We start from the raw sequence: 26,210 nt of genomic DNA on the forward strand, positions 1-26,210 counted from the left end.
GATGCAGGCCGATGGCGCAGCACAAATCTCCCTCGGACGACCAGGCCGGGATTGCCTCGCCGACGCCTCCGCCATGGATCCACCGCACGGCAGCCTACGTGCCGGAGCGGCGCGCCAGAATGCTGGAGCACATGGCGCGCGCCAGATCGCGGCCTCGGGCAACGACTGCGTCGGAGCCGTCGCATACGGCAGGCACGACCATTCTCGCTGACGCCTGCGGCTACGCCGTCCTGTTCGGCATCATCGCGCTGCTGTTTCAGTCGCGCGTTCCTCTCTACCTCGGCGCGTTTCTCTTCTTCACCGATGGCGAGCGCATCGAACTCGCTCTTGCAAAGATCGGCATCCGTCTCGAGCTTGGTACGATCGGGCCCGACATCATCAAGGGCTTCGTATCCCTGTTCGGATGGTTCGCGCTGCTGGCATCGCTGAAAGCGTCCGTCCCCGCCTGGCTCGCGACATGGATGCTTCCAGACACATCGTGGTCCTTGCTCGCCGGAATCGCTCTTTTGTTCGCCATCGTCGAAGCATTCGCAACGCGCGCGATGCAGCATGCATTGCCGTGGTTCGGATTTGAGAGGCGACCGAGCGGCCTGGCCTGCGCGACGATCAAGCTCGCTATGGCCCTTGGCGTGCTGGCTCTGCTGGTGCTGCTCGGATGACGCGATCGTGAGGTCACGGGCCTGACAATCGCGGCGCTATGCCGCCCGCCCCGATCTGCGCATTTACCGGAAATTTACCCCTGCTCGTGAGCGCCGGTATCATTTGCTTAGAATTTGATTGCTATCGTGGAATTACGGAAAACCTCCGAAACACGATTGGCGCCCATGTCCGTCGCAGAGTTCCTCAGACAGCGTGCCGTGCATGTCACCGTGAGTGGCAGCTACTCGCTGCCGCGTTGGTACGATTGCGAGGGCAAGCTCCGTACCTTCGCCTGCCGCACCAGCCGCGTTTCACCGTTCCGCATGATGGTCGACGTTCCCGTAGTCGGAAAGGTCGGCGAGCGCGTGACCTCCTACTTCCAGGATTTTGGCGAATTCCAATGCACCATCAGCGCGACGCTGAAATCGGGCTTCCTGATGGAGCTCGACATGACGCGGGCCCGGCGCGCCTGGATGTCGGAAAAGCTGACCTGGCTCGAGAAGAAGCAAAAGGACGCCAGCGTCCAGGAGCTGCGGAATGACGCGCGCTTCGTTCCGCAGGTCGCGCACACCTTCCTGACGCTCGCCGACGGCAGCACCCATGCCTGCTTCATCATCGACGTCTCCACGGCCGGTGTCGCGATATCCTGCGAATACGATCCGCCAGTGGGAACCCCGCTTGCGGTCGGCGCTTGCGTCGGGCGCGTGATCCGCAAATTCGAAAACGGCTTTGCTGTCAAATTCGCCGAAAAGCAGTCGCGGGACGACGTCGTCCGGCTGATCGTCCGCACGGCCATGCTGCAATCGGCCTGATCCTCCGGCCGCGCTGCCCTATCGCAGCCCTATTTCGAGATAAGCTTTTGAAGGTCCGCGCCTCGTTCCGGACGTCATTTGCAGACTTGCGATCGGGGGACCGAATGGCAGTCGAGAAAATTACAGTCGATAAGGTCAGAGTCGACAAGATCACCTGGGACAGGGTCGGCCGGGTCACCGAGCCCGGACGCTACATGTACACGTTCGGCTGGCTCACCATCACCGCCGACGATCTCGATATCTGGAAGCAATACCCGCAGGCCGCGTTCACGCTGATGGCGCAGCATTCCGAGCCGGACGCGTCCACCGGCGAGGAGTTCCATCTCGGCGCCTTCGACGTCGCGCCCGACGCGCCGCCGCCGCTCACCACGCATTGAGACAGTCAAAGCGGGCTACGATCGGCAGCCAGCCGCCGCGGCAGGGCGCGTGGCGGGAACGCGTGGCACGCCCGTTGCTTTATCATTGCCATGACTCACATCCCCGCCTTCGATCAGGCCTTTCTGCTGTTGCTCATCGTGCTCTGCCTTGGTACGTGCCTTATCCGCGCCTTCTGGGAGGTGGAGCAACTCCGGGGCCGCCGCACCGCGTCCCCATCCCGCGCGATCAAGCGTGACTAGACCGGCTCGGCCGGCCGTGCGTAGCCCGGACGGGGCAATCCCGGCTCTGGACTTGCCGCGGCGACACGTGCATCGTCAATCGAAGAAACCTGCACATTGCCTTGATCTGACTTACCAATCGCGATCCGATGACGGGCGCGCGACCGTTGTCATGGGATGACGAGGTGGTTCTGTCATGCAATTGATTGCGCTCGTTATTCTGCACCTCGGCGACTGTCCTGATGAACGCAGGCTGTCACGCTTGTTAAGAGACGCGACAGCAAGCGCATGACACAAGGTCGCATCAGGGAATGTAGATAAGCGGATCAAGGGAACCTATTTTCGGCGCCGATGTACCTGATTGAAGCGTTACCCACCGTCATCGGAACGGCCGCCATTGCCCCGGCGCTGCTGATGCTGTGGCTCGTCATTGCCGCCGAGGAACGCCCCGGACCGCCGGCCCAGGTCTGGACCGCTTTCCTGCTCGGCGCGGCCAGCATTTCGCTGCTGGGCCTGGCCCGCGCCCCTTTCGCCAAGATGGTTGCGGCCCCGGACAACCCGTGGGCGGCACTGGCCATGCATTCGATCTTCGGCGTCGCGCTGCCGGAGGAAGCGGTCAAGGTGATCGCGATCGTGCTGGTCGCCTCGACCAAGCGGCGGACCTTCGCCAATCCGATGGACACCGTGGTCTATGGCGCCGCGGTTGGCCTGGGCTTCGCCGCCTACGAGAACCTCGCCTATCTCGTCCAGCACGCCGAGATGTGGCGCTCGCTGGCCGCCTTGCGCAGCGTGCTGACCGTGCCGTTCCACGGCGCGCTCGGCATCATCGCCGGCGCCTATCTGACCATCGCGCGCGCCGGCACGGCGCTGGGTGCCAACCGCCATCATCGCGACTGGGCTCGTCTCTCCAGCCGGCTGCTGATCTTCGCAGGTCCGCTCGCCCTGCATTCGGCCTTCGACTTCCCCCTGCTCACGCTTCAGCGCATGCCGGATCTCGATCCGGCGCTGCGGATGTGGTTGGGCGGCGCGAGCCTGCTGATCGGCTTCAGCTCGATCGCCTTCGCTATCCGCCTGGTACGGCGCGTCGCGCGCCATCACGCGCCCCGAACCGACGTCGCGCGCGAGCGCCTCAGCCAGCTCCGCCGGATGTGGGCGCTGCTGCTTGCCGGTGGCGGCGTCGGCTTTCTCGGGCTCGCCTTCGTGCTGACCTCGATCCATCACTGGCTCATCAATCCCGAGCGCAATCTGACGCTGGCCCTGATCCCGATCGGCCTGGTCTCGATCCTGCTCGGCCTCGCACTTCTGATCGTCACGACCGCGATCTATGTTCTCGGCCGCAACCGCATCCGCACCAGCGGCGAAGGTTTTTCGTCGGCGCACGGCGGCGGCTGAGCCGCGGGATGGCAAGCGCGGTGTGCACGTACTAGACTAGATTGAGGACACACCTCTCGATCCGGAGCCTGCCCATGACATCGCCTGAGGATTTTTCCCGGCTGCAATCCGCCATGAGCGGGACGGTCAAGGCACATTGGAAGGCCTTTCTGTTCGAAGGCATCCTGCTTGCGGTGCTTGGCGTCGCCGCGCTGATCCTGCCGCCGCTCGCAAGCCTTGCGATTGCGATCTTCCTCGGCTGGATGTTCCTGATCAGCGGCATCGGCGGATTGATCGCCACCTATTGGGCGCGCAGCACGCCGGGCTTCTGGTGGTCGCTGATCTCGGCCGCGCTGGCCGTGCTTGCAGGCATGCTGCTGCTGGCGCGGCCGATCCAGGCCGTGCTGACGCTGACCATCGTGCTCGGCGCCTATTTCCTCGCCGAGGGCGTCGCCACCATCATGTACGCGCTGGAGCATCGCCGCGAGCCGGGCGGCCGCTGGTCGTGGCTCCTGATCTCGGGCCTCGTCGACATCGCGATCTCGTTCATGGTGATCACGGGACTGCCGAGCTCGGCGGAATGGGCGATCGGTATCCTCGTCGGCATCAACCTGCTGTTCGGCGGCGCCACCCTGATCGGCATGGCGCTGGCGGCACGCAAAAGCAACAGTTGAGGCGCCGCGTGGCCGTCACGTCTATTGGGGGGTGACAAGCCGCCGATCGCACGCTATATGACGGGCGATGATCACCCTCGTCACCAGCTATATTTGGTACTTTAGCTACGACAGCTCGCTGGCGGCAGGAGGATCGCGCTCAATCTGAAACATTGCAGCAAACGTCCGAACAAGCCGCCAGACCCTGGCGGCTTTTTTATTGGCCGGCAGGGTCTCAAAATGACAGGAGCCCGCCGTGCTGAGCACGACCGACGATCTTCGTATCCGCGAACTGAAAGAGCTGAGCACGCCCGAAGAGGTGATGCGGGAAGTCCCGCGCACGCTCACCGCGACGCGCGTGGTGATGGCCGCACGCAACGCCATCCATGCGATTCTCAATGGCCAGGACGACCGGCTTCTGGTCGTGGTCGGCCCCTGCTCGGTGCATGATCCCAGGGCCGCGCTCGAATACGCCGAGCGCCTCGCGAGCTTGCGCGAAGAGCTTGCCGACCAACTCGAGATCGTGATGCGGGTCTATTTCGAGAAGCCGCGCACCACGGTCGGCTGGAAGGGCCTGATCAACGATCCTGATCTGGACGGCAGCTTCGACATCAACAAGGGCTTGCGGCTGGCGCGCAACGTGCTCTCGGCGGTAAATAATGTCGGCCTGCCCGCCGGCACCGAATTCCTCGACATGACGACGCCGCAATACATTGCGGACCTCGTGTCCTGGGCCGCAATCGGCGCGCGCACGACCGAAAGCCAGATCCATCGCGAGTTGGCCTCGGGGCTGTCCTGCCCGGTCGGGTTCAAGAACGGCACCGACGGCAATGTGCAAATTGCGGCGGACGCTGTGAAGTCGGCCTCGAATCCGCATCATTTCATGGCGGTGACCAAGCTCGGCCGCTCGGCGATCGCCTCAACCGCGGGCAACGAGGATTGTCACATCATCCTGCGCGGCGGCAGCACGCCGAACTACGATGCGGCAAGCGTCGCGGCGGCCTGCAACGATCTGGCGAAAGCAAGCGTCGCACCGCTCGTGATGGTCGATGTGAGCCACGCTAATTCGAGCAAGAAGCCGGAAAACCAGCCGCTCGTGACGGCCGACATCGCCGGGCAAATTTCTGGCGGCGAGAACCGCATCATGGGGGTGATGGTCGAGAGCAATCTCGTCGCCGGACGCCAGGACGTGGTGCCGGGCAAGCCGCTCACCTATGGCCAGAGCATCACGGACGGCTGCATCGACTGGGCGACCACGGCAACCGTGCTCAAGCAGCTCGCTAACGCGGTCGAGATCCGGCGCAACATCAAGCGCGCAGGGCTGCACGAGCGCTCCGCCTGACCAAACGATTGCGGGCGGGGTGAGGCTGTCGCACCCTGCCCGCTTTCCCGGCGCCTAGCAGCCGCGGCAGATGCTCTTGATCTTCTTGTCGAGCGCCTGATTTTCCTTGCTGAGGGGATCGTTCGGGTCGCTCAGATTCTTCTCACTTGGCACGTCGCCAGCGCGCGGCTGCCGATGACCGACGGGCGCAGGCGGCAAAGAACCCGCCGATTGTCCCGAGGTCGTCGATCCCTTGCTTCCCGTTTGCGCGAAGCCGGCGCTGCCGAACACCGTCAGAAGCGACAGTGCTAGGATGATGCTTCTCATTTTGCTTCTCCATTCCTCGGGCCAGCATCTCCATCACGACCAATCAGGTCTCGGGCGGATAGAGGTGAACGTCGCCGCAATAATCCACGATACGATAGCGCGTTTCCGATGCCGCATCACCCGCATCAGGTGCGGTATTTTGCATCGGCAACACGTAATTCGGCCCCACCGGCGACTTGCCGGCACCGCCGGGGATGTCGATGACATAGTCGGGCTGACACAGTCCTGACACCCGTCCGCGCAGCTGCCGCATCAAATGCTGCCCCTCGGCGAGTGTCGTTCGCAGATGCGCCGTGCCGGGCGCGAGATCACCGTGATGCAGATAATAGGGCTTGATCCGGCATTCGACGAAAGCTCGCATCAAATCCGAAAGAGCGATTGCGTTGTCATTGACGCCGCGCAAAAGCACGGACTGGCTTACCATGGGAATTCCGGCATCGACCAGCCGCGCGCAGGCGGCACGCGCGGGCCCCGTCAGTTCGCGCGCATGGTTGGCATGCAGCGCCACCCAGGTGGTGGCGCCTTCGGCCTTGAGCGCCGCCACCATCTCGTCGCTGATGCGCGCGGGATCGGCCGCCGGCACGCGGGTGTGAAGGCGGATGATCTTGACGTGATCGATTCCGGCCAGATCGGCCATGATCTCGCCCATCCGCCGAGGCGACAACATCAGGGGATCCCCCCCGGTCAGGATCACCTCCCAGATCTCGCTGTGCGCGCGGATGTAGTCGATCGCCGCGCGATAGGCGGCGTCCGAGAGCGCGTTCTCCTTGCCGGGTCCGACCATCTCGCGGCGGAAGCAGAAGCGGCAATAGACCGCGCAGACGTGAACGAGCTTGAACAGCACGCGGTCGGGATAACGATGCACGATCCCGGGAACCGGCGAGTGCGAATGATCGCCGATCGGATCTGCATTCTCGCCCGGCTGCATCTCCAGCTCTGCGGCAGTCGGAACGAATTGGCGCGCAATGGGATCGTCGGGATCGGACCTGTCGATCAGATCGACCAGCGCCGGCGTGATCGCAACCGCATAGCGTGCGGCAATGCGATCGAGCACCGGCAGCGCTGTGGCTGACACCAGCTGCTCGGCCACAAGTTCGGCCGGCTCGCGCAATGTGCGCGCAAGATTGCTCTTCATCATGTCTCGCTCAACGTTTCATTTGCAGGCGGCGTCCACACCACCTGATCAATTCGCGATGCGCCGCTCGCCAGCATTACCAGGCGGTCGAATCCGAGCGCGACGCCGCTCGCCTCCGGCATCGCCGCGACCGCGGCCAGAAAGTCCTCGTCCAGCGGATAGGCTTCGCAGTAGCGGCGTTGCTTCTCTGCCATGGATTGCGTGAAGCGCTTGCGCTGCTCCTCGGCGTCGGTCAGTTCGCCAAAACCGTTGGCGAGCTCGACACCGCAGGCATAGACCTCGAACCGCTCGGCGACTCGGGGATCGCCCGCCTTCACGCGCGCCAGTGCCGCCTCTGGAGATGGGTATTCGAACAGAATGGTCAAACGGCCCTGCCCCAGATGCGGCTCGACATGCTCGACCAGAACCTTGCTGAAGATGTCGGACCAGGTGTCATCCTCGGCCACGCGGACCTTGCCGGCAACTGACCGCGCGAGCGCGGCGCGGTCGCCCTCGCCGCCGGAAATGGTCGCAAGCAGGTCGATTCCCGCAAACTGCTCGAAGGCGCTGGCAACCGTCACAAGCTCCGGCTCGGCGAAAGGATCTGCGGTCCGGCCGCGGAAGGTGAAGGCGCCGATACCGGTCGCCTGGGCCGCGCGGGCGATGAGGACGACGCAGTCGGCCATGATGGCGTCATAGGGCGCGCCTGCCCGGTACCATTCCAGCATGGTGAATTCGGGCAAATGCAGGTCGCCGCGCTCACGGTCCCGGAACACCCGGGCGAACTCGAAAATCCGGGTCTCCCCGGCCGCCAGCAGCTTCTTGCAGGCGAATTCCGGCGAGGTCCGCAAATATCGGCTCACACGGCTGCCGTCGGGCCGCATGATCTCGGTCCGGGGGGCGTGCAGGTGGGTCTCGTTGCCCGGGGAGACCTGGAGAACGGAGGTTTCGACCTCGACGAAGCCCTGCTCGACGAAAAATCCCCGTAGAGCCCCAGTGATGGCTCCCCTGGCCTGCAAGAAGGGCCGGCGGTCGAGATGCCGCGAGGGGGACCAGAACGGCGACATCGGCTTGTCCCCAGCCATTAACCGGCTGTCCCGCAAGCCAGCAAAATGCTGGCATCCAACGGCAAAACCAGTATGTTGCGGCCCGAAACGGGTGCCGCGGTCTGATTTGGGGCCCCAGGTCCCCCATCAATTTGACCACGTCCTGGCCCGAGCCGGGCCAAGCAAGCAGGAAATACAGCTTTGAGAGTCATCGCCAGTTCTATTCGCAAGGGCAACGTGATCGAGCAAGACGGCAAGCTATATGTCGTCGTGACCGCCGAGAACATCCATCCCGGCAAGGGCACCCCGGTCAGCCAGATCGAAATGCGCCGAATCTCGGACGGGGTAAAGATCTCCGAGCGCTACAAGACCACCGATCAGGTCGAGAAGGCCACAATCGAAGAGCGCAACTACACCTTCCTGTATGAAGATGGTGACGGCTATCACTTCATGAACCCGGAGACCTATGACCAGGTCCAGGTGTCCAAGGATGTGATCGGCGATGCGGCGGCCTATCTTCAGGAGAGCATGACGGTCAAGCTATCGCTGCACGGTTCCAACCCGGTATCGATCGCCCTGCCGCAGCGCGTGACGCTGGAAGTGATCGAGACCGAGCCCGTGACCAAGGGGCAGACCGCCTCCTCGTCCTACAAGCCCGCCGTGCTCTCGAATGGCGTTCGCACCACGGTGCCGCCGCACATCGCCGTCGGCACCCGAATCGTCGTGATGACCGAAGACGGCTCCTACTCCGAGCGTGCCAAGGACTGACGGGACCAAAGCGAGCGCAACAGGTGCCGCCGGGGGGCGAGACAGTGGTTGGGAAAAGTTTCCGCTTCGTCTCGCAACTTCTGGCGTCGCTTTCGCTCCTCATTGCCTCTCCACTTGCTGCGGATGAGTTCCGCAGCCCCTCACTCACGGCGCTGCGCGTCGATTGGCGCGCGGCGCTTGACCAGCTCCGCACCGAAATCAACGTCCATCCCCGGGCCGCGGAAGACTTCATCTTCGCACCCCGTCGTTCGGTGCCGCGCTACGATCCGCGCGCGATGCCGGCGCTGGTGCAGCTCAACGCGATCTCCTCGCAATTCTTCACCGGCATCGCCCGCAGCTCCGTGCCCGTGCTGCTGCCGTTCGACGCTGCCGCGTATCTCGAAGCTCGGCGCAATGGCGCGCCGGCGACCGTCGCGCTGTCGCGCTACCAGGCTGACTTCAATTCCGTCGACCTGTTCGATGCAGGTCCCGCCGGCTACAGCGCGACCTTTTCGTTCGAGCCTGGTACCGGAGACGGCATGCCGAGCCGGGTCTTCGCAAGGCCGGTCGAGGTGCAGATCACGGGCTCGGCGCTGGTCTATGACATTGCCGATCCCTCGGGCGGCAAGGGCGAGCCGGTCAAACCGCTCGCGGCGCTCTACCCGGACCTGCGCAAGTTCATCCGGGAAGGCTATATGCGCTACGCTTTCACCCGTTTCGGCGTCGCCTATGTGGTGTCGATCCAATGCCTCGACAGCGTTGCCAAGCCGCGGCGGCTTGCCTGCAAGGAGGCCTATCCGATCGCCGAGCGCTTCCTGAAGGCGCTGCGCGTGGCGGGCGGCCAGCGCATGCGGCCGCTCACGGACATCGCTTCCAACATTCTCGATCGTCCCACGGTACGCTCCCCGGACTTCACCTACAGGCCGAGCGGCGACATCATCCCGAACACCGGCTATCGCAAGCAGGGCGGCCATCCCGACGTGATGGCCTACGCACAGATCCGGTTTCCTCTCGAGAAGGCGCCCGCGTTCGTGCACTCGCAATCCTATGCCAAGCGCGACAAGATCGAGAGCACGACCGCCTATCCCTGGCGCGACAATTTCTGCGAATCCCGGAGTTTCGAGGTCTGGCAATGCGGCGGCGGCTATGGCCATCAGGGCGAGGACATCCGCGCGGCCGAGTGCCCACCGCCTGGTGAAGGCCGCCAAGCCTGTGATCCCAAGCAGCGCGCCGTCGTCGCCGTGCGGGATGCGAGGGTTATACGCGCTTCCAAGGACCAGGCTGTGACGCTGCAAATCAACAGCCGGAGCGAGCACATTCGCTTCCGCTACATGCATATGAACCCGCAGGCGCTGAACGCCGATGGCCTGCTCAATGGCCGCATCGTATCGGAGGGCGAGAAGATCGGCGTGGTCTCGAACTATCTCGACCATCCCGCCGGCACCTCGATGCACCTGCATTTCGACGTGCAAGTGTTCACCCGCGACGGCTGGATCTGGGTCAGTCCTTACGTCACGCTGGTCTCCGCCTATGAGCGCCTGATCCACGCCCGCGGCCGCGAGGTCGGCCCGGAGATCGCCGGCACGCCACAGCCTGTGGCGCATGCGCTGCCGGAGGACGTGCTCAAGCCGGACCTGCGCGAGGGATCGGGCGGCGACGAGAACTAACGGCTTGCTCCTTCCATTGCCAGGCAGTGCAAAAGCGTGTTGTCGCACACACCGCCCGATGGAAGGCCGAAGGAACTGGGTTGATGAGTGTCGGACTGATTGGTCTTCTCGACGATATCGCAGCGATCGCAAAGGTGGCGGCAGCCTCGCTCGACGATGTCGCGGGCCAAACGGCCAAGGCGGGAGCAAAGGCGGCTGGCGTGGTCATCGATGACGCAGCCGTCACGCCGAACTACGTGATCGGCTTTGCCTCGAAACGCGAACTGCCGATCGTAGGCAAGATTGCGGTTGGGTCGCTGCGCAATAAATTGCTGATCCTGCTGCCCATTGCCCTGTTGCTTGGTTATTTCCTTCCCGCCGCGGTCACGCCGCTGCTCATGCTGGGCGGCGCCTTTCTGTGCTATGAGGGCACCGAGAAGGTGCTCGAAGCCGCGATGCCGCATGATGCGCGCCACCACGAAGCCCAGCCCCAGCCAATTGCATTGAACGCGCGGTCGGTCGAGGACAAGAAAGTCGCAAGCGCCATCAAAACGGATTTCATCCTGTCGGCGGAGATCATGGCGATCACGCTGGCGGCCGTCCCGGCGGGCAGCATCTGGACCCAGGCGCTCGTGCTCGCACTCGTCGCCATTTTCATCACTGTTGGAGTCTACGGCGTGGTCGCCTTGATCGTGAAGGCGGACGATGTCGGCCTGGCCCTTGCGCGGTATGACGGCGCCTCGCTTGTTGGCGGCGCAATCCGATTGCTTGGACGTGCGCTGGTCCGCGGCATGCCTGTCTTCCTGGCGGTGCTGAGCACCATCGGCACCGCCGCGATGATCTGGGTCGGTGGCGGCATCATCCTGCACGGCATCGAACAATACGGCCCACCGGTAGTCGGCCATACGGTTCATGCCGCGACCGAGGCTGCCGCGCACCGCCTTCCCTCCATTGCCGGCACCGTCGGATGGGCGGTCGAGGCAGCCATTTCAGGCGTTATTGGGCTCCTTGTCGGCGCAGTTGCGATACCGGCCGTCACATACGGTCTTTCACCGCTATGGAAACGTCTGAAGCGATCGCAGCCGACCTGAACAAAAGCGGCTGCAGATTGCGGGTGCCGGCTACTCCAGCAACGTCGTGAGTTGCGCGCCCTCGTCCGCCACGAACACGGCAATCAATTCCGCCGGCTCCGTGGTGCTGGCATTGGCCGAGACCAGATGCGTCGAGCCGGGCGGCTCGAAGAAGGACTGGCCGAGGCCGAACGTCTCGACCGGGCCGCCGCCGAGCTGGGAGCGGATCTTGCCCTTGGTTATGTAGGCGGTGACGGATCCTGCGTGACGATGCGGCCGCGAGAACCCGCCAGGGCCGTAGAACACGCGCACGATGGTGACGCGCTTGCCCGGCACGTTCGGCAGCGCGTAGGAGTCGATCGGCTCGACCTTGTCCAGCGGCGAGCTTTCGGCGGCGGTGGCGCAGAGCGGCGCGAGTGCGCCGGAAATGGTGTCCATCGTCACCGGCAACGCCTTGCCGATCGCAAGCGCGCACGCAAGCCCGCCGACGACGGCGATCGCCATCGAACGCGATGGCGCCAATGTGGTGGGCAAACTTACTACCGTCATCACGATCTCCCTTCGTTGCAATCAGGATGCCGCCGCATTCGCTGCGACCGGTCGCTTCGCCGGTGTCCAGCGAAACGCCGCACCGAAACGATTCCAGACGTTGATCGAGGCAACCGCAGAGGTCAGGTACGTCAGTTCGGTCTCGGAGAATTCACGGCTCGCCTCGGCATACACGCCCTCGCCGACTCCGTCGGGCAGGCAGGTCAGCGCCTCGGTCCAGGCCAGCGCGGCACGTTCGCGCGCGGAAAAGATCGGCGCCTCGCGCCAGACCACGACCAAATTGAGCTTGTCGACGGGCACGCCGATCCGCTCCGAAAGCAGGATGTGATGCTGCACGCAGAAGGCGCAGCCGTTGATCTGCGATGCCCGGAGCTTGACCAGTTCGAGAAGCTGCTTGTCGAGACCGGCCTTGGCCGCCACCTGGCCGAGCGCCAGCACCAGCTCATACGCATCCGGCGCGATCTTCTTGAAATCCTCGTATTCGCTGCGGGCGTGTGACATTGCCGTTCACCTCGTGGTATTGTAAGACCGCCTACATCTTATAAGAGCACTTACATGTTGCGCAAGTCGCCCAGTATCACGAGATCGAAATCCCGGCGCAAGACTGCCAAGCCTGACGCCGTGCGCGTGCCAGCCCCAGGGGAAGGCAAGCGCGGCGAGCAAGGCTATCTCGGCTATCTCTTGCGCCAGGCCCACGCCGCAGTCCGTCTGACGATGGAGCGGTCGCTCGCCGATCTCGGTGTCACCTCACCGCAATTCGCGGTGCTGACCATGCTCAACGCCTATCCGGGCCTCTCGGGCGCCGACGTTGCCCGCCTCACCTTTCTGACGCCCCAGACCGTCGGCGTCATCATCCGCAATCTCGAGCGTGACGGCGCGATTGTGATGACGCCGCATCCCGTCCACGGCCGCATCCAGCAATGGACGCTGACTCCGCGCGGCACGGCGCTTTTGAAAGCGTGCCGGGAAAGGGTGATTGCGTTGGAGAAGCGGCTGGCCGCCGGGCTCGATGTCAAGGCCGAGGCAAGCATTCGCCGCTGGCTCGCAGGCATCGCGGCCGATTTGCAGGAGGACTAGGCGAAGCGCGCTTGCCGCTGGCGGGACCTAGTCGCCGCCTCCGCCGTCGCCACCGTCCGAATCCGGGAAGTCACTGACGGCGCCGTGGCCTTGAATACCGCGCCCAAAGTTCTCCGCGAGGATCATCAGGACGACGACGAACAACCCGGCGCCGAACGGCCAGGGATTGGCGCGGATGATGTCGAACAGCTCCTGCATTCACGCATTGTGCGCAGACGGAAGCGAATCGACCGTAAAGTGACAGGCTCAAAATTGGGGATATCCGACCCGTTGCAGGCGCGCCCTACCCGCCCTTCAACACTTTCTTAACCTCGCCATCGGGCCAGGTCTCGCCCGCTGCGATCACCCGCACGCGGCTTTGATCGGCGTCGTTCACCAGCTCATGCGAACTCACCCGCTCGCCGCTTCGCTCCAGGTGCAGATCGGTTTCGGGCTTCCAGCTCAGTGTGGTGGCGAGATCGCCAGGGAAAATCTGCCATTGTGATCCGTCGTCGAGCTCGACGACGTGGCTCTCTGCATGCGCGCGTATCTTCATTCGACCCCGAATTCTCGACGGAAGGCGGGCCCCGACCATCGGCCGGGGCCCCGCTCCGTTAGTCGTTGTCGTGATGAATCACGGTCTTTTCGCGGTCACCGAATTCATCTTCCTTCTTGATGACGGTGGTGCGGTCGGCAGGCTCGCGCTCCTTGATCACGGTGGTGCGATCACGATCGCGGTCACGCTCTCGATATTCCGGGGACTGTCCGACGGTCACGCCGGCGCCGACCGGACCAACATGAACACCGACTTCGTCGGCGAATGCGGGGGCTGCGATAGCGGTGACCATGGCGGCCGCAAACAGATATTTCCTCATCTCGTCCTCCTCGATTGCATGCGGAGGGAATGCGTGAGTGCGACAATTTGTTCCGGAAGGAACAGGACGGACGTCCCGTTCCCGACCCTCCAGGAACCGACTCACAGGAGCCGCATTTCCCGCTACAATAAGTCGATGAAACACGCTGATTCCTCGATCCATCATACCCGCCGCGCCTTCACGATCGGCGCCGCCACCCTGCTCGCTTTCCCGACGCATGTCTTCGCCGCACCTCCAGGCTTCGACGAATGGCGTGAGGGTTTTCGCGCTCGTGCCATGGCCAAGGGCATCTCGGCTGCGACATGGCAGCGTGCGATGGCGCGGGTCGAGCCCGACATGAGCGTGTTCAAGCAGATGCGGAACCAGCCCGAATTTCATGAGCAGGTCTGGCAATACATCAACCGTCGCGTCTCCGACTGGCGCATCATCAACGGCAAGATCGCGCTGAAGAACAACGAGGCGCTGCTCGCGCGCATCGAGCGCGATTTCGGCGTCGAGCGCGGCACGCTGCTGGCGCTGTGGGGCGTCGAGTCCGCCTATGGCGATCCGCTGGTGCAGCAGAACCACATGACGCCGGTGTTTCCCTCGCTCGCCGCCCTCGCCTGGAACGAACCGCGACGCAAGGCCTATTGGGAAACCGAGCTGATCAACGCGCTACGCATCGTCGACAAGGGCTGGAGCACGCCGGAGCAGATGCAGGGATCCTGGGCCGGCGCGATGGGGCATTCGCAATGGATGCCGGAAGTCTGGCTCAATGTCGGCATCGACTATGATGGCGACGGCAAGGTGTCGCCGTTCGGCAAGCCCGACGACGCGCTGGGCTCGACGGCAAAATATCTCGTCAATCGCGGCAAGTGGCACCGCGGCGAGCATTGGGGCTACGAGGTGCGCACGCCCGGTGAGATGAGCGGCAGCCGGACCTATGCGGCTTGGCAGGCGGCCGGCGTCACCCGCGCCGACGGCCAGCCATTCCCGCAAGCCTCCGCATCCGCGCAGATGTGGACGCCGGTTGCGGGCGGGCCGACGTTTCTGCTGGGACCGAATTTCAACGCGGTGAAGAGCTACAATCCCTCGATGAACTATGCCCTGGCGATCTGCCATCTCGGCGACCGCTGCCTCGGCGCCCCGCCTTTCATCCAGCCGTTCCCCGGCTCCGAGCGCGCGCTGACACTCGCCGAGGTGCAGGAGATGCAGACGCGCCTGACCAAGGCGGGCTTCGACACCGGCGGCACCGACGGCCGCGTCGGCAACGACACGATGAAGGCAATCAAGGATTTTCAGCAGAGGGCCGGTATCGTGCCTGCGGACGGCTATGGCGGGCTGAAGGTGCTGGCGAAGCTACGCCAGGGGTCTTAGGCCGGCTCAATGCCGGTATTGCGGCTCCTCCGCATCGAGCTGCCGCCGGATCGCCGCAAGATGCAGCCGTGCAGATTCGGAATCGCCCTCGCGCATCTGCCTGTAGGTCTCGGCTGCAATCGCGGGATCGACCGGCAGCATCTGTCGCCCGGTCGACATCGCCAGCACCTGCACCTCGGCGGCGCGTTCGAGATAGTAGAGATCGTCCCAGGCTTCCGCGATGGTCGGTGCCAACACCATCACGCCGTGATGCTTCATGAAGATGATATCGGCATCCCCAACGGCGGATGCGATGCGCGCGCCTTCGCGGTTGTCGAGCGCGAGGCCGTTGTAGTCGCGGTCCACGGCGGTGCGACCGTAGAACTTGAGCGCGGTCTGGCCGGCCCAGATCAGCGGATCGCCCTCGGTCATCGACAGCGCCGTGGCGTAGGGCATGTGGGTGTGGAAGGCGACCTTGGCGCGCGGCAGGCGCTTGTGCATCTCGGCATGGATGTAGAACGCGGTCGCCTCGGGTACGCCCTCGCCGTCGAGCACGCTGCCGTGGAAATCGCAGATCAGCAGCTTTGACGCGGTCAGCTCGCGGAAGGCGTAGCCGTAAGGGTTGACCAGGAAGAGATCGTCATGGCCCGGCACCACGGCCGAGAAGTGGTTGCAGATGCCCTCCTCAAAGCCGTTGCGCGCAGCCATCCGAAAGCAGGCGGCAAGATCCTCGCGCGCGCTGCGGATCGCGTCGGTGACGAGGTCCGGACGGTTCGAGCGGAACGTTGCTGGCGTGGAGGACGATGAGTGAAGGCTGTGCGCCATGGCGGAAGGACACCTCTGTCGATCGGAAGACGCCCGCGTTGTACAGGTCCGACGCCTGCGCGTCAGCCCCCGCGGGCGCCACCCTGCCCTTCGCAGCCCGCGAGGCGGTCTATTGCCGCCGCGGCACGCCGCCGGCATTCATGCCGCCGTCGATGACGAGCTCGCTGCCGGTGACGTAGCACGAGGCATCGGAGGCCAGATACAGCACGCCGGAGGCAATCTCAGAAGCATGGCCGGCGCGGCCGAGCGGCGTGACGAGGCGCGCACGCTCCTCGGGATCGATCGGTGCATTGCCCTGGTTGCCGGTCGCGCCGGTCGGGATCTTGCCCCAGATCGGGGTGTCGATGATGCCGGGATGGACGGAGTTGACGCGGATGCCGTCGCCGGCGGCCGCGCACTCCATCGCGATTGACTTCGCGAACAGCCGCACGCCGCCCTTGGTCGCCGAATAGGCCGACAGCCCAGGCGCGCCGCGCAGGCCCGCGAGCGAGGACATCATGACGATCGAGCCGCCGCCGGTCTTGCGCATCAAGGGCAGGCAATGCTTGACCGAGAGGAAGACGCCGTCGAGGTTGATCGCGTTCTGCTTGCGCCAGTCGCTGAGCGTCATGTCGACGATCGAGGGCACGGCGATGCCGATGCCGGCGTTGGAGACGAGAATATCAAGCCGGCCAAAGCGCTTCGCGATCTCGGCTGTGATCTCGATCCAGCGCTCTTCGCTGGTGACGTCCTGCTCCAGGAAAATCGCCTTGCCGTCGGCCTTGGTGATGCGATTGGCGAGCTCGGGGCCGCGCAGCTCGTCGATGTCGGTGGCAATGACGGTGGCGCCCTCGCGCGCGAATAGCTCGACGACGGCTTCGCCGATGCCGGAGGCGCCGCCCGTCACCAGCGCCACTTTACCCTCAACCTGCCCTGCCATGTTCACTCCCAGTTTTGCTGTTAGCTTTTTTGTTGTTTGCCGGGCCTATCTAATCATGGATGGTCCCTGATCGGGTAGCGCGACGTCGATGACGCGAAATTGCACACGCTCGGCGCCCTGATAGCGATCGACCGACAATGATCCCGCGACATGCAATTGCTGGCCGCGATTGGCAACGAGCGCGTTGCCGAGCTTCTGTCCGATCGAACGGAACGCGATGCCGTTGACGATGGCGCCGTCGCCCGACTTGAAGCGTAGCCTCAAATGTGCCTGTCCCACCTCGTCGGCATAGACGAGCTGGTGCGCCGGCAGCGCCAACACGGCTTCCGGATTGCCGCTGCCGAAGGGACCCGCGCGGTTGAGCGTCGCTGCAAGCTCGGTCGTCACCGCGCGCGCGGAGACCGCGCCGTCGATGTAGAGCTCGTTGACGTGGCGCGCCTCGGCAACGTCGCGCCCCAACGCATTCTCGAGGTAGGCGCGAAACTCGGCGAGTTTTTCCTTCCGCAGCGTGACCCCCGCAGCCATCGCGTGGCCGCCCCCCTTCAGCAGAATGCCATCGGCGACCGCCTGCCGCACGGCCTTGCCGATATCGACGCCGGCAATCGAACGGCCGGAGCCGGTGCCGATGCCCCCGGGCTCCAGCGCGATCGCAAAGGCGGGCCGCGAGAACTTCTCCTTCAACCGGGACGCAACGAGACCGACCACGCCGGGATGCCAGCCTTCGGAGGCCGTGACGATCACGCCGATCTTGTCCTCGAGCCCGATCGAGGCGAGCGCCTCGGCTTCGGCCTGCGCTTCGGCCGCCTGCTCGATGACCCGGCGCTCGCTGTTGAGGCGGTCGAGTTCGGCGGCGATCCGCGCGGCCTCGACGCTGTCACCCTCCAAAAGCAGGCGCACGCCGAGATCGGCGCGGCCGATGCGACCGCCGGCATTGATGCGCGGCCCCAGCATGAAGCCGAGATGCCAGGCCTCCGGCGGGCCGTTGAGCCGCGCCACGTCCATCAGCGCTGTGTGGCCGACATGGTCGCGCCGCCGCATCGCGATCAGGCCCTTGGCGACGAACGCGCGGTTGAGACCGATCAGCGGCGCGACATCAGCAACCGTGCCGAGCGCGACGTGATGCAGCATGCCGAGCAGATCCGGCTCGGGCATCTCCGCATTCCAGAAGCCGCGCTGGCGTAATTCACGATTGACCGCGACCAGCGTCACCAGCACGAGGCCGACGGCGGCGAGATGGCCGAGGCCGGAGAGATCGTCGAGCCGGTTCGGATTGACCAGCGCGTCGACCTCCGGCAGCTCCGTGCCGGCCTGATGATGGTCGATCACGACGACGGACATGCCGATACGTTTTGCTTCGGCGAGCGGCTCGATGCTGGTGGTGCCGCAATCGACGGTGACGAGCAGCGTGGCGCCCTTTTCGGCCAGCGCGCGCACGGCTTCCGTGTTGGGCCCGTAGCCCTCGAAGATGCGGTCGGGAATGTGGATCAGCGGATCGAGCCCGCAATGCCGCAGATGCCAGGTCAGCAGCGCCGCCGAGGTCGCGCCGTCGACATCGTAGTCGCCGAAGATCGCGACCTTCTCGCCGTTCGCTGCGGCATCCGCGATCCGCTTCGCGGCGGCCTCCATCTCCGTCACCGTGAACGGGTCCGGCAGAAGCTTGCGGATGGTGGGATCGAGGAAATCTGCGACGGCGTCGCTGTCGACGCCGCGGCCTGCCAGCACCCGCGCCAGGAGCTCGGGCAGTTGGTGGCGCTGCACGATGGCAAGCGCTTTCGCCGCCCCGCGGGCATCCAGCCGGTCGCGCCAAAGCTTGTCGGTGAGCGAGCGCGCCACTCCCAGGAACGCCTGGGGCGCTTCGACGGGCAAGGCGGTAGCGGGCGGCGTCATGAACAGCTGTCGGTTTGAGGAACCTGGGAGCCGGAGGGATTGCATCGTCCGGCCGACGGACGATTGGCCCGCAATCCCTCGGGATTTGCAACGTCTGCGCGGCACAAAGCGGTGGATTGCCGCTTTGCTACCCGGACTGACTATCATTTGAGCATTCCGCAAAACAGCAAATTAAGCAGGCGTTAGGCGGAATCTTCGAAAAAGAATCGTATTCGATCTGTCAGTGATTGTTCCGGGTTCGTTGCAGATCAGACCTCATTGCCAAGGGAAGCCCCCGATGTCTGCTGCGCTGGGTCTCAAAGCCAAGCCGATCGCAAATGAACCCGCTGATGATGATTCCGACATCTCCGCGCTGATCAACCGCCTCACGGCGGAGGTCAACCAGATCGCGGTCGACAAGACCAAGGCGATCCAGCAGATCACCAACCAGATGAAGATGCTGGCGCTGAACGCGTTGATCGAAAGCTCGCGCGCCGGCGCGCAGGGCGCGGGCTTCGCCGTGGTGGCGCAGGAGGTCCGCGGCGTCGGCCAGCAGGTCGAGACTATCGCCCGCGAACTCGAAAGCCAGCTGACCAAGCGCACCGGCGACCTCGTCGCCTCGATCGACCGCATGAGCCAGCGCTCGCGCGGCGAGCGCATGGTCGACCTCTCGCTCAACGCCATCGAGCTGATCGACCGCAACCTCTATGAACGGACCTGCGACGTGCGCTGGTGGGCGACCGATTCCGCGCTGGTCGGTTGCGCGGCCTCGCCCGACGCCGCGGCCGTGTCCCATGCCTCGCAGCGTCTCGGTGTGATCCTAGGAGCCTATACCGTCTATCTCGACCTCTGGCTCTGCGATCTCGACGGCAACGTCATCGCCAACGGCCGCGCCGACCGCTTTCGCGCTGTCGGCCAGAACGTCGCCCACACCAAATGGTTTCGCGAGGCCAAGACCCTGCGCTCCGGCGACGACTATGTCGCCGGCGACGTCGAGAACCAGCCGCTGCTCGGCAATGCCCAGGTCGCGACCTATTGCGCCAGCGTCCGCGCCGGCGGCCAGGCCAACGGCGCGCCGATCGGGGTGCTCGCCATCCATTTCGACTGGGAGGCGCAGGCCCGCGCCATCGTGCAAGGCGTGCGCGTTGGCGACAGCGACAAGGCGCGCGTGCTGCTGGTCGACTCCAATCTTCGCGTGATCGCCGCTTCCGACGGACAAGGCATTCTCAGCGAACGCATCTCGCTGTCGCTCAACGGCCAGCGTTCCGGCTTCTACCAGGACGGCTCGGGCACGCTGGTCGCGTTCCATGCGACGCCCGGCTACGAGACCTATCGCGGCCTGGGCTGGTACGGCGTGATCGTCTGCGGGGCCTGAAGCTGGAGGCGGCTCGCCTATCCAACTCAAAACCGTGAAAACAACCCCATACACGGTAGCCATCCGGTTGTTTTCATGACAGTTTTTTCGCCGTTTGACGCCTGCAAAACACTGGCATGCATGCCATCATGGCGTCGTTCGCGGTCCAGGCTCAAAGCGCGAGGCTCTGGCGATCTCGTCTTCGGCGGCCTGCACCGCCGCGATTCCGAGCGTTTGCGACGGACGCTCTCCGAACATTGCCAGGTAGTATTGCGAGAACCGGCCGAGTTCGTAAAAGCCCTGCTGCATGGCGACCGCTGTCACGGTGGTCGAGCCGGGTGCGCTCTGGTGCAGGATCGAATGAACAGCGCAAAGACGCTTGTGCCTGAGGAAGCTGACCGGGCCGAGACCGAATACCTCCTGAAACGCGCGGTGAAGGGTGCGCCGCGATACGCCGAGCGCCGCGCAAATTTCCGACACGTGCACCGGACGGGTGCCGGCGTCGTCGAGAAACTCCTCGACCTTGCGGATCAGCCGTCGCGCGGAAGGGAGCCAGCCATTGCCGTCGGGTGGCAGCGACGACGCGACGTTGGCAGCCATGCATTCGGCGATCGATCGTTTCCAGAAATCGGCTGTTGATGGCGTCAGTCCGTATTTGTTGTCGCGCAGGTGCGACATGATCCGGACCAGGCGGCGCGAGGCGATCGCGCCGCTCTCGATGTCCGCGCGGAAATGACCGCGGCTGCGCCAGGTGTCAGGATCACTCAGCCGTGCTTTTCCGGCGAACAGCGTCGCGACCTCGTTGAGGTCGAACCGCATGGCGGCGTAAGCGGAGCCGCCGTGAAAAACACCGTCATGTTCGAGCAGCGGCGGAATGACGAGCACATCGTTGAGCTGCATGTCGAACGACCAGTGGGCGACGCGCTCTTCGGCCGCGAGCAGCATCCCGATGATCAGCTTGTCGTCGCTGGAAACCCGCTGCGTGCGCATGCCGACGTTGAACGCACCAATGCTGAGCGAGAAGTCGCCGATGCCGACATGGGACAACGTTCCGCGCAACCGACCGCGGCCGAGTTGCATCACATCGACATGCGAGCCGTGGACGGCCTGCTGAAGTCCTTCGAAACCGTCCAGCTTGCGCGAATCAACCAGGAGGACTTGCCCCATGGCTGTACCGTGTTACTGAAGCGCGACAATTCTGCGGCACGCGAGGCCTCACCAACTCCCCCGCAGACTGGCACAAACTGCACATCACAGCCGTCCAATCTTCGGGTACCGTTTGCAACCTTAGCGATATTGAGCGGACGCGCTTTGGGGATGGCAGAGCGCACGCGGCATGGATTTGCCGCGTGGTCGAAAACGTGCGTGCAAAAGAAAGAGATGTTGACGCAGCGTCCTCCTCTCCCCGAGTGCCAAAAAAACGGGGCTAGACAATGCGTCTAATGGGCCGGGCAGAGAGCTATCGTCGAAGTCTGCCAGGTTGGCGCAGTAGCATCAGGTGGACTACGAGCATCGGAGCTTCCACCATGTTGCGAGCAGATCTGGATCACTGCGAGTGGTTGCCGGATGATTTGAAGACCGGCGAGATGGTCTTCATTCCCGGCGGAACCTTTCGCATGGGATCCGACCATCATTATCCCGAGGAAGCGCCGAGCCATCGCGTTGCTGTCGACGGCTTCTGGATAGACCGCACGCCCGTGACCAACCGGCAGTTCAAGCAGTTCGTCGACGCAACCGGCCATGTCACCGAGGCGCAGATCGTTCCCGATCCGAAGGACTATCCGGGCGCGCTGGCAGAGATGCTCTACGCGGGATCGCGGGTGTTCTCACCGCTGCCGCGCATCACCGATCTCACCGACTGGAGCCAGTGGTGGACATTCCTGCGCGGCGCCAACTGGCGTCATCCCTATGGTCCTGGCAGCACATCGAGGATCTCGACGATCATCCCGTCGTCCACGTCTCCTTTAGCGATGCGGCAGCCTATGCCCACTGGGCCGGCAAGGGCCTGCCGACGGAGGCGGAATGGGAATTTGCGGCGCGTGGCGGCCTCGAGGCGGAGGAATACGCCTGGGGCGATGCGCTGATGCCGGGCGGCAAACACATGGCCAATATCTGGCAGGGCAACTTCCCCGTCCAGAATCTCGGCGAGGATGGGTACGAGCGTACCTCGCCGGTCATGGCCTTCCCGCCGAACGGCTACGGCCTCTACGACATGATCGGCAATGTCTGGGAGTGGACCTCCGACTGGTGGTCGTCAAAACACGCCGCCGACGCCGCAAAACCCTGCTGCATCCCCAAAAATCCCCGCGGCGGCGGTGAGCACACAAGCTACGACCCTCGCCTCCCCGACATCCAGATTCCGCTCACGGTCCTCAAGGGCGGCTCGCACCTCTGCGCGCCGAACTATTGCCGCCGATACCGCCCGGCCGCGCGGCACGCCGAGCCGGTCGATACCTCGACCAGCCATGTCGGGTTCCGCTGCGTAGTGCGATTGCCGTCTGTAACCGAACGCCGACACGAAGGACGTGCTGCAATCTAGCGCGCGCCGCTGGTGGTGGCTGGCGCCAGCGGTGCGCTCCGCGCGTCGGGCTATTTCGATATGCAACTTATCTATCGGCGATCGATAAACATCTTCATCATTTTTGGACAAGGCAGGCCGGTTACAGGCAAGAGCCTGCCCCATTTCCCCGGTAAGAGTCGCCTCATCGCATCGCGACGCGCGCGCCGTCGACCCTGAAACGCTCGCGCCCGCAACGTGCCGAGGAGATAGGCCATGAAGATCGTCGTGATCGGCGGGACCGGATTGATCGGATCCAAGCTGGTGGCGAAGCTCAAGCAGCAAGGCCACGACGCGGTCGCGGCTTCGCCGAAGTCGGGCGTGAACGCGGTGACCGGGGAAGGTCTCGCAGCAGTGCTGGCGGGCACCAATGTCGTCGTCGACGTTGCCAACGCGCCGTCCTGGGAGCCCGCGGCCGTGCTGGAATTCTTCGAGCGTTCGAGCAAAAACCTCGCTGCGACTGAGGCCGCAGCGGCCGTGAAGCATCATGTGGCGCTCTCGATCGTCGGAACCGAGCGCTCGCCCGATAACTCCTATTTTCGCGCCAAGCTGGCGCAGGAGACTATCATCAAGTCTTCGCCGGTCCCCTACTCGATCGTCCGCGCCACCCAGTTCTTCGAATTCCTCAGCGCCATTGCCGAGATGGGTGCGGCCGAGGGTGGGATCGTTGTTCCCTCGGCATTGTTTCAGCCCATCGCGGCCGAGGACGTGGCCGATCGCCTCGCAGAAGTCGCGATGAGCCCGCCGCTCAACGGCACGATCGATATCGCAGGACCTGAGAAGGCGCCCTTTGATGAATTCATCGCACGCCGCCTGAAGGCGTCCGGCGACCCCCGACCGGTGGTGGGAGACCCAAAGGCGCCGTACTACGGCGCTCCCATCGACGACACATCGCTGAACCCTCTCGGCGAGGCGCGGCTTGGCAAAACGCCGCTCGCAACATGGCTCGCGAGACTTTGAGGAGACCCCCATGCGCAGATTGCTCATCGCAACCGCTGTTTATGCCGCATCATTCCTGACAGCCCATGCCGTCGAGACGGCGACGCCCACGGCCAAGGTGACGGTCGTGTTCGACCAGGCGCTGCCCAATGTCCCGGGCAAGAGCATGAAGGGCGTACTGGTCGAGTATGGTCCCGGAGGCTCCTCGCCGGCCCACATCCACGCGCCCTCGGCTTTCATCTACGCCACCGTCCTGGAAGGAGCGATACGCAGTCAGGTCAATGACGGCCCGGCCAAGGTCTTTCACAAGGGCGAGAACTTCTCCGAAAAGCCCGGCGACCGCCATGCCGTCAGCGCCAATGCCAGCGAGACCGAACCCGCAAAATTGCTGGCCGTCTTCGTGGTGGATACGGCCGACAAGGAGCTGACGATGCCGATCCCGAAATAGCGCACAATCGGCGAGCGGCGTTGCCACCTCGAGGCGTTTGTTCATCCGGGGCTGCCCACGAATGCCACCGGCGTGCCCTTCGAGACACGCCCGGCGACGCGCTCGGCATCCCAATTGGTCAGACGCACGCAGCCGTGAGATTCCGCCTTGGAAATCTTCTCCGGCGAAGGCGTGCCGTGAATGCCGTAGCCCTCGGCAGACAGGTTGATCCAGACCGTGCCGACCGGATTGTTCGGGCCGGGCTTGATGGTGAAGGGCTTGCGGGAATGGACGCCCTTGAAGCGATAAGCGGGATTGTAGCGATAGTACGGATTTCGGCTGACTTCCGTGACCTTGAGCGTACCTGAGGGCGACGGCTTCTCTTCGCTGCCGACGGTCGCGGGATAAAATCCGATCAGCGCATTCGTTTTGTCGAACAGTTTTACGGTCTGCCTGATCTTGTCGACCTCGATCCTCTCGGCCTTGGTGGGGATGCCCTCGCCTGCGCCTGATGTGTCCACCACGACGATGGTGTCGCCGGCGCGATCGAAATGACGCCCGGAGTTGAGCGCGACCAGGAGCTGCTCGCTCATGTGAAATTTCTCGGCCAGGGCCTCGCGCGCACTGGTGAAGCCGAGCTTTGTAAGCTCCTTCATGTCCTCCATCCTCGACGGCAGCTTTTTCAGGAAAGGACCCGCCACGTCCTGCTCGGTGATGGCATAGGTCATCGTCACCGGCCGGTCGTCCGCCCGTAACGCGGTCCAGACATCGTCCGTCACGGCGTCCGAAACCGGCAGCTGCCGTGCTTCGGCATAGGCCCGCAACGCCTTTTTGGCGTTCTCGCCGAATCTGCCGTCGATCTCGCCGGGCGAGAAGTGCGCGCGGTCCAGCAGGACCTGCAACCGGACCCCCGCCGCGGTCGGCTTATCGTTCGACAGGGTTTTCTTCGACGGCTCGGCGACGTTGATGGCAGCGGCGTCGATCTCCGCGGCGAACGCCGGCGGCGCAGCCAGAGCGAAGACCAGAAAGATGCAAATCTGCCCCGCTTTTCCGAGCGACATCGGCTGCTCCTTTCACGTTTCCGACGGTTCAGTGATCAACTCCCGAGCCGCGGCGCCAGCGAGCCTGCGGTATTGGTGTTCGTACTGCCTCGCCATTCGGCTCGCAGAGAAGCGCTCCTCGAAGCGGGCGCGCACCTTCCTTCGATCCAGTTTTCCCAGTTCGCCGATCGCCTTGACGGCCTGCTCCTCGTTCTCGACGATGAAGCCGGTCAATCCATGTTCGATGACTTCGGGGACGGAGCCGGAGCGATAGGCGATCACGGGCGTTCCGCATGCCATCGCTTCGATCATGACCAGCCCAAACGGCTCCGGCCAATCGATCGGAAACAGCAGAGCAGCGGCTTCGGCAAGGAAGGGCTGTTTCTTCGCGTCATCGACTTCCCCAACAAGCCGGATATCCTTGCCGTCGACGTTCGGCTCGATGTGGTTCCTGAAGTAGGCCGTCTCGGCGCGCGGGACCTTCGCGGCGATATGGAGGGGCATCTGGACTGCGCGCGCGATACGGATGGCGTCCTGCGGACCCTTGTCTGCGGTGAGCCGCCCGAGAAACGCCAAATAGGACCCCGGTTCGTAGGACGGCCGAAACAGATCGGGCGGCAGCCCGTGCTGGATGGTTCCGATCCATTTCGCATCCGGAAGCGGCAGCCGCTGATGATCGGAAATCGACACGAAGCATGCTTCAGGGAAGTGCCTGACGACGTCGGGTAGCCCAGGCAAGTCGAGGCGACCGTGCATGGTCGTGAGGAACGGCACGCCGAGACGACTGAGCAACGGCAGGGACAGCCAGTCGACATGCGCGTGGGTTACGTCGAATTCTTTCGCACGCCTTGCGATTGCCTCCATCAGCATCGCGCTTGCGGCGGTCGGGTCCGCCCCCTTCTGTCCGAGCCGCAGCGCGCGGGGCCAGACCGGATGAAGCGCACCATTCGTCCTGGAATCGCCGCTCGCAAACAGCGTGACTTCGTGGCCGAGCTCGACCAGCCCATCCACCAGCCAGGCCACCACCCGCTCGGTGCCCCCGTAGAGCTTCGGAGGGACGCTTTCGGCCAGGGGAGCAAGCTGAGCGATGCGCATGGCAGGCTACCGTCAAGCCGCCGCACGCACG

Annotated in this window: 28 protein-coding genes and 1 pseudogene; 15 read left to right on the forward strand and 14 right to left on the reverse strand. The window is 64.3% G+C overall.

Annotation, left to right across the window (positions count from 1 at the left end; translation table 11 throughout):
• Positions 1-11 precede the first annotated feature (11 nt).
• From IVB54_RS20810 to IVB54_RS20835, 6 genes are all read left to right on the forward strand, one after another.
• Positions 12-659 carry a hypothetical protein gene (locus IVB54_RS20810; RefSeq protein ID WP_018454387.1) on the forward strand — a complete coding sequence of 216 codons (648 nt, stop codon included), beginning with the start codon at positions 12-14 and terminating at the stop codon, positions 657-659.
• Positions 660-824: 165 nt separating this feature from the next.
• Positions 825-1,451, forward strand: coding sequence for a pilus assembly protein PilZ (locus tag IVB54_RS20815; RefSeq protein ID WP_018454388.1), 627 nt, complete (start codon positions 825-827; stop codon positions 1,449-1,451).
• Between the two features lie 104 nt (positions 1,452-1,555).
• Complete coding sequence (locus IVB54_RS20820) at positions 1,556-1,828, forward strand: hypothetical protein (RefSeq protein ID WP_018454389.1); 273 nt, start codon at positions 1,556-1,558, stop codon at positions 1,826-1,828.
• A 570-nt stretch (positions 1,829-2,398) separates the two neighbouring features.
• Entirely contained in the window at positions 2,399-3,439 is a 1,041-nt protein-coding gene (locus IVB54_RS20825) for a PrsW family glutamic-type intramembrane protease (RefSeq protein WP_018454391.1), read from the forward strand.
• Positions 3,440-3,513: 74 nt separating this feature from the next.
• Complete coding sequence (locus tag IVB54_RS20830) at positions 3,514-4,092, forward strand: HdeD family acid-resistance protein (protein ID WP_026232724.1); 579 nt, start codon at positions 3,514-3,516, stop codon at positions 4,090-4,092.
• Between the two features lie 235 nt (positions 4,093-4,327).
• Positions 4,328-5,413 carry a 3-deoxy-7-phosphoheptulonate synthase gene (locus IVB54_RS20835; protein WP_018454393.1) on the forward strand — a complete coding sequence of 362 codons (1,086 nt, stop codon included), beginning with the start codon at positions 4,328-4,330 and terminating at the stop codon, positions 5,411-5,413.
• A gap of 54 nt (positions 5,414-5,467) precedes the next feature.
• Here the strand turns inward: IVB54_RS20835 and IVB54_RS20840 are convergent, their stop codons facing one another.
• The 3 genes from IVB54_RS20840 to epmA are packed head-to-tail and all read right to left on the reverse strand — an operon-like array spanning position 5,468 to position 7,918.
• On the reverse strand, positions 5,468-5,719 hold the full coding sequence (locus IVB54_RS20840; protein WP_018454394.1) for a hypothetical protein: 252 nt from the start codon (positions 5,717-5,719) through the stop codon (positions 5,468-5,470).
• Positions 5,720-5,762: 43 nt separating this feature from the next.
• On the reverse strand, positions 5,763-6,857 hold the full coding sequence (locus IVB54_RS20845) for a lysine-2,3-aminomutase-like protein (protein WP_026232725.1): 1,095 nt from the start codon (positions 6,855-6,857) through the stop codon (positions 5,763-5,765).
• Positions 6,854-7,918 (reverse strand): EF-P lysine aminoacylase EpmA, encoded by a 1,065-nt coding sequence (gene epmA / locus IVB54_RS20850; RefSeq protein ID WP_018454396.1) that lies wholly within the window; start codon positions 7,916-7,918, stop codon positions 6,854-6,856. Before epmA ends, IVB54_RS20845 begins: the two co-directional genes overlap by 4 nt.
• 162 nt (positions 7,919-8,080) lie before the next feature.
• Between epmA and efp the strand changes: the two genes are divergently transcribed.
• The 3 genes from efp (at position 8,081) to IVB54_RS20865 (ending at position 11,363) form a co-directional block, all read left to right on the forward strand.
• Positions 8,081-8,647, forward strand: a complete 567-nt coding sequence (gene efp, locus IVB54_RS20855; RefSeq protein ID WP_026232726.1) for an elongation factor P — start codon at positions 8,081-8,083, stop codon at positions 8,645-8,647.
• Positions 8,648-8,670: 23 nt separating this feature from the next.
• On the forward strand, positions 8,671-10,293 hold the full coding sequence (locus IVB54_RS20860) for a peptidoglycan DD-metalloendopeptidase family protein (protein ID WP_085353465.1): 1,623 nt from the start codon (positions 8,671-8,673) through the stop codon (positions 10,291-10,293).
• An 83-nt stretch (positions 10,294-10,376) separates the two neighbouring features.
• Positions 10,377-11,363: a DUF808 domain-containing protein gene (locus IVB54_RS20865; protein WP_018454399.1), complete on the forward strand. Its 987-nt coding sequence runs from the start codon at positions 10,377-10,379 to the stop codon at positions 11,361-11,363.
• A gap of 30 nt (positions 11,364-11,393) precedes the next feature.
• Here the strand turns inward: IVB54_RS20865 and IVB54_RS20870 are convergent, their stop codons facing one another.
• Together IVB54_RS20870 and IVB54_RS20875 are read right to left on the reverse strand one after the other, a co-directional pair.
• Positions 11,394-11,891, reverse strand: coding sequence for a cupin domain-containing protein (locus tag IVB54_RS20870; RefSeq protein WP_026232727.1), 498 nt, complete (start codon positions 11,889-11,891; stop codon positions 11,394-11,396).
• A 21-nt stretch (positions 11,892-11,912) separates the two neighbouring features.
• Entirely contained in the window at positions 11,913-12,392 is a 480-nt protein-coding gene (locus IVB54_RS20875; RefSeq protein ID WP_018454401.1) for a carboxymuconolactone decarboxylase family protein, read from the reverse strand.
• 54 nt (positions 12,393-12,446) lie between these two features.
• Between IVB54_RS20875 and IVB54_RS20880 the strand changes: the two genes are divergently transcribed.
• The gene (locus IVB54_RS20880) at positions 12,447-12,968 is read left to right on the forward strand and encodes a MarR family transcriptional regulator (protein WP_018454402.1); all 522 of its coding nucleotides are present in this window, start codon (positions 12,447-12,449) and stop codon (positions 12,966-12,968) included.
• Between the two features lie 27 nt (positions 12,969-12,995).
• Here the strand turns inward: IVB54_RS20880 and IVB54_RS20885 are convergent, their stop codons facing one another.
• From IVB54_RS20885 to IVB54_RS20895, 3 genes are all read right to left on the reverse strand, one after another.
• Positions 12,996-13,166, reverse strand: a complete 171-nt coding sequence (locus tag IVB54_RS20885; RefSeq protein ID WP_018454403.1) for a hypothetical protein — start codon at positions 13,164-13,166, stop codon at positions 12,996-12,998.
• 85 nt (positions 13,167-13,251) lie between these two features.
• Positions 13,252-13,503, reverse strand: a complete 252-nt coding sequence (locus IVB54_RS20890; RefSeq protein ID WP_018454404.1) for a hypothetical protein — start codon at positions 13,501-13,503, stop codon at positions 13,252-13,254.
• 58 nt (positions 13,504-13,561) lie between these two features.
• On the reverse strand, positions 13,562-13,822 hold the full coding sequence (locus tag IVB54_RS20895) for a hypothetical protein (protein ID WP_018454405.1): 261 nt from the start codon (positions 13,820-13,822) through the stop codon (positions 13,562-13,564).
• A 135-nt stretch (positions 13,823-13,957) separates the two neighbouring features.
• Between IVB54_RS20895 and IVB54_RS20900 the strand changes: the two genes are divergently transcribed.
• Positions 13,958-15,178 carry a lytic murein transglycosylase gene (locus tag IVB54_RS20900; RefSeq protein WP_018454406.1) on the forward strand — a complete coding sequence of 407 codons (1,221 nt, stop codon included), beginning with the start codon at positions 13,958-13,960 and terminating at the stop codon, positions 15,176-15,178.
• A gap of 6 nt (positions 15,179-15,184) precedes the next feature.
• On the opposite strand, the gene IVB54_RS20905 is transcribed toward IVB54_RS20900, so the two are convergent.
• The 3 genes from IVB54_RS20905 to recJ all read right to left on the reverse strand — a co-directional run bounded on the left by IVB54_RS20905 (position 15,185) and on the right by recJ (position 18,788).
• Entirely contained in the window at positions 15,185-15,982 is a 798-nt protein-coding gene (locus IVB54_RS20905; protein WP_018454407.1) for an aldolase, read from the reverse strand.
• Positions 15,983-16,091: 109 nt separating this feature from the next.
• Positions 16,092-16,901: a glucose 1-dehydrogenase gene (locus IVB54_RS20910; RefSeq protein ID WP_026232728.1), complete on the reverse strand. Its 810-nt coding sequence runs from the start codon at positions 16,899-16,901 to the stop codon at positions 16,092-16,094.
• Between the two features lie 45 nt (positions 16,902-16,946).
• Entirely contained in the window at positions 16,947-18,788 is a 1,842-nt protein-coding gene (gene recJ / locus IVB54_RS20915; protein WP_018454409.1) for a single-stranded-DNA-specific exonuclease RecJ, read from the reverse strand.
• Positions 18,789-19,065: 277 nt separating this feature from the next.
• On the opposite strand from recJ, the gene IVB54_RS20920 reads away from it, so the two are divergent.
• Positions 19,066-20,142 carry a methyl-accepting chemotaxis protein gene (locus IVB54_RS20920; RefSeq protein WP_018454410.1) on the forward strand — a complete coding sequence of 359 codons (1,077 nt, stop codon included), beginning with the start codon at positions 19,066-19,068 and terminating at the stop codon, positions 20,140-20,142.
• A gap of 126 nt (positions 20,143-20,268) precedes the next feature.
• Here IVB54_RS20920 and IVB54_RS20925 read toward each other — a convergent pair whose 3' ends face one another.
• A complete protein-coding gene (locus IVB54_RS20925; RefSeq protein WP_018454411.1) occupies positions 20,269-21,288 on the reverse strand; it encodes a helix-turn-helix domain-containing protein in 1,020 nt (339 codons plus the stop codon).
• Positions 21,289-21,647: 359 nt separating this feature from the next.
• Here IVB54_RS20925 and IVB54_RS20930 point away from each other — a divergent pair.
• The 3 genes and pseudogenes from IVB54_RS20930 to IVB54_RS20940 all read left to right on the forward strand — a co-directional run bounded on the left by IVB54_RS20930 (position 21,648) and on the right by IVB54_RS20940 (position 24,065).
• Positions 21,648-22,660 (forward strand): annotated as a pseudogene (locus tag IVB54_RS20930) (formylglycine-generating enzyme family protein).
• Between the two features lie 234 nt (positions 22,661-22,894).
• Positions 22,895-23,638, forward strand: a complete 744-nt coding sequence (locus tag IVB54_RS20935; RefSeq protein WP_018454412.1) for an SDR family oxidoreductase — start codon at positions 22,895-22,897, stop codon at positions 23,636-23,638.
• 10 nt (positions 23,639-23,648) lie between these two features.
• Positions 23,649-24,065 (forward strand): cupin domain-containing protein, encoded by a 417-nt coding sequence (locus IVB54_RS20940; RefSeq protein ID WP_247776433.1) that lies wholly within the window; start codon positions 23,649-23,651, stop codon positions 24,063-24,065.
• 41 nt (positions 24,066-24,106) lie between these two features.
• Here IVB54_RS20940 and IVB54_RS20945 read toward each other — a convergent pair whose 3' ends face one another.
• Together IVB54_RS20945 and IVB54_RS20950 are read right to left on the reverse strand one after the other, a co-directional pair.
• A complete protein-coding gene (locus IVB54_RS20945) occupies positions 24,107-25,105 on the reverse strand; it encodes a L,D-transpeptidase family protein (protein ID WP_018454414.1) in 999 nt (332 codons plus the stop codon).
• A 12-nt stretch (positions 25,106-25,117) separates the two neighbouring features.
• Positions 25,118-26,179, reverse strand: a complete 1,062-nt coding sequence (locus IVB54_RS20950; RefSeq protein ID WP_247776434.1) for a glycosyltransferase family 4 protein — start codon at positions 26,177-26,179, stop codon at positions 25,118-25,120.
• Positions 26,180-26,210 lie beyond the last annotated feature (31 nt).

Source organism: Bradyrhizobium sp. CW1 (genome assembly GCF_023100665.1).
Classification (GTDB): domain Bacteria; phylum Pseudomonadota; class Alphaproteobacteria; order Rhizobiales; family Xanthobacteraceae; genus Bradyrhizobium; species Bradyrhizobium canariense_D.

Bases quoted from the DNA above. Each gene is read 5' to 3' on its own strand.
- IVB54_RS20810 (WP_018454387.1), top strand. From the start codon at position 12: ATGGCGCAGCACAAATCTCCCTCGGACGACCAGGCCGGGATTGCCTCG.
- IVB54_RS20815 (WP_018454388.1), top strand. From the start codon at position 825: ATGTCCGTCGCAGAGTTCCTCAGACAGCGTGCCGTGCATGTCACCGTG.
- IVB54_RS20820 (WP_018454389.1), top strand. From the start codon at position 1,556: ATGGCAGTCGAGAAAATTACAGTCGATAAGGTCAGAGTCGACAAGATC.
- IVB54_RS20825 (WP_018454391.1), top strand. From the start codon at position 2,399: ATGTACCTGATTGAAGCGTTACCCACCGTCATCGGAACGGCCGCCATT.
- IVB54_RS20830 (WP_026232724.1), top strand. From the start codon at position 3,514: ATGACATCGCCTGAGGATTTTTCCCGGCTGCAATCCGCCATGAGCGGG.
- IVB54_RS20840 (WP_018454394.1), bottom strand. From the start codon at position 5,719: ATGAGAAGCATCATCCTAGCACTGTCGCTTCTGACGGTGTTCGGCAGC.
- IVB54_RS20845 (WP_026232725.1), bottom strand. From the start codon at position 6,857: ATGATGAAGAGCAATCTTGCGCGCACATTGCGCGAGCCGGCCGAACTT.
- epmA (WP_018454396.1), bottom strand. From the start codon at position 7,918: ATGGCTGGGGACAAGCCGATGTCGCCGTTCTGGTCCCCCTCGCGGCAT.
- IVB54_RS20865 (WP_018454399.1), top strand. From the start codon at position 10,377: ATGAGTGTCGGACTGATTGGTCTTCTCGACGATATCGCAGCGATCGCA.
- IVB54_RS20870 (WP_026232727.1), bottom strand. From the start codon at position 11,891: ATGACGGTAGTAAGTTTGCCCACCACATTGGCGCCATCGCGTTCGATG.
- IVB54_RS20875 (WP_018454401.1), bottom strand. From the start codon at position 12,392: ATGTCACACGCCCGCAGCGAATACGAGGATTTCAAGAAGATCGCGCCG.
- IVB54_RS20880 (WP_018454402.1), top strand. From the start codon at position 12,447: ATGTTGCGCAAGTCGCCCAGTATCACGAGATCGAAATCCCGGCGCAAG.
- IVB54_RS20885 (WP_018454403.1), bottom strand. From the start codon at position 13,166: ATGCAGGAGCTGTTCGACATCATCCGCGCCAATCCCTGGCCGTTCGGC.
- IVB54_RS20890 (WP_018454404.1), bottom strand. From the start codon at position 13,503: ATGAAGATACGCGCGCATGCAGAGAGCCACGTCGTCGAGCTCGACGAC.
- IVB54_RS20895 (WP_018454405.1), bottom strand. From the start codon at position 13,822: ATGAGGAAATATCTGTTTGCGGCCGCCATGGTCACCGCTATCGCAGCC.
- IVB54_RS20900 (WP_018454406.1), top strand. From the start codon at position 13,958: ATGAAACACGCTGATTCCTCGATCCATCATACCCGCCGCGCCTTCACG.
- IVB54_RS20905 (WP_018454407.1), bottom strand. From the start codon at position 15,982: ATGGCGCACAGCCTTCACTCATCGTCCTCCACGCCAGCAACGTTCCGC.
- IVB54_RS20910 (WP_026232728.1), bottom strand. From the start codon at position 16,901: ATGGCAGGGCAGGTTGAGGGTAAAGTGGCGCTGGTGACGGGCGGCGCC.
- recJ (WP_018454409.1), bottom strand. From the start codon at position 18,788: ATGACGCCGCCCGCTACCGCCTTGCCCGTCGAAGCGCCCCAGGCGTTC.
- IVB54_RS20920 (WP_018454410.1), top strand. From the start codon at position 19,066: ATGTCTGCTGCGCTGGGTCTCAAAGCCAAGCCGATCGCAAATGAACCC.
- IVB54_RS20925 (WP_018454411.1), bottom strand. From the start codon at position 21,288: ATGGGGCAAGTCCTCCTGGTTGATTCGCGCAAGCTGGACGGTTTCGAA.
- IVB54_RS20935 (WP_018454412.1), top strand. From the start codon at position 22,895: ATGAAGATCGTCGTGATCGGCGGGACCGGATTGATCGGATCCAAGCTG.
- IVB54_RS20940 (WP_247776433.1), top strand. From the start codon at position 23,649: ATGCGCAGATTGCTCATCGCAACCGCTGTTTATGCCGCATCATTCCTG.
- IVB54_RS20945 (WP_018454414.1), bottom strand. From the start codon at position 25,105: ATGTCGCTCGGAAAAGCGGGGCAGATTTGCATCTTTCTGGTCTTCGCT.
- IVB54_RS20950 (WP_247776434.1), bottom strand. From the start codon at position 26,179: ATGCGCATCGCTCAGCTTGCTCCCCTGGCCGAAAGCGTCCCTCCGAAG.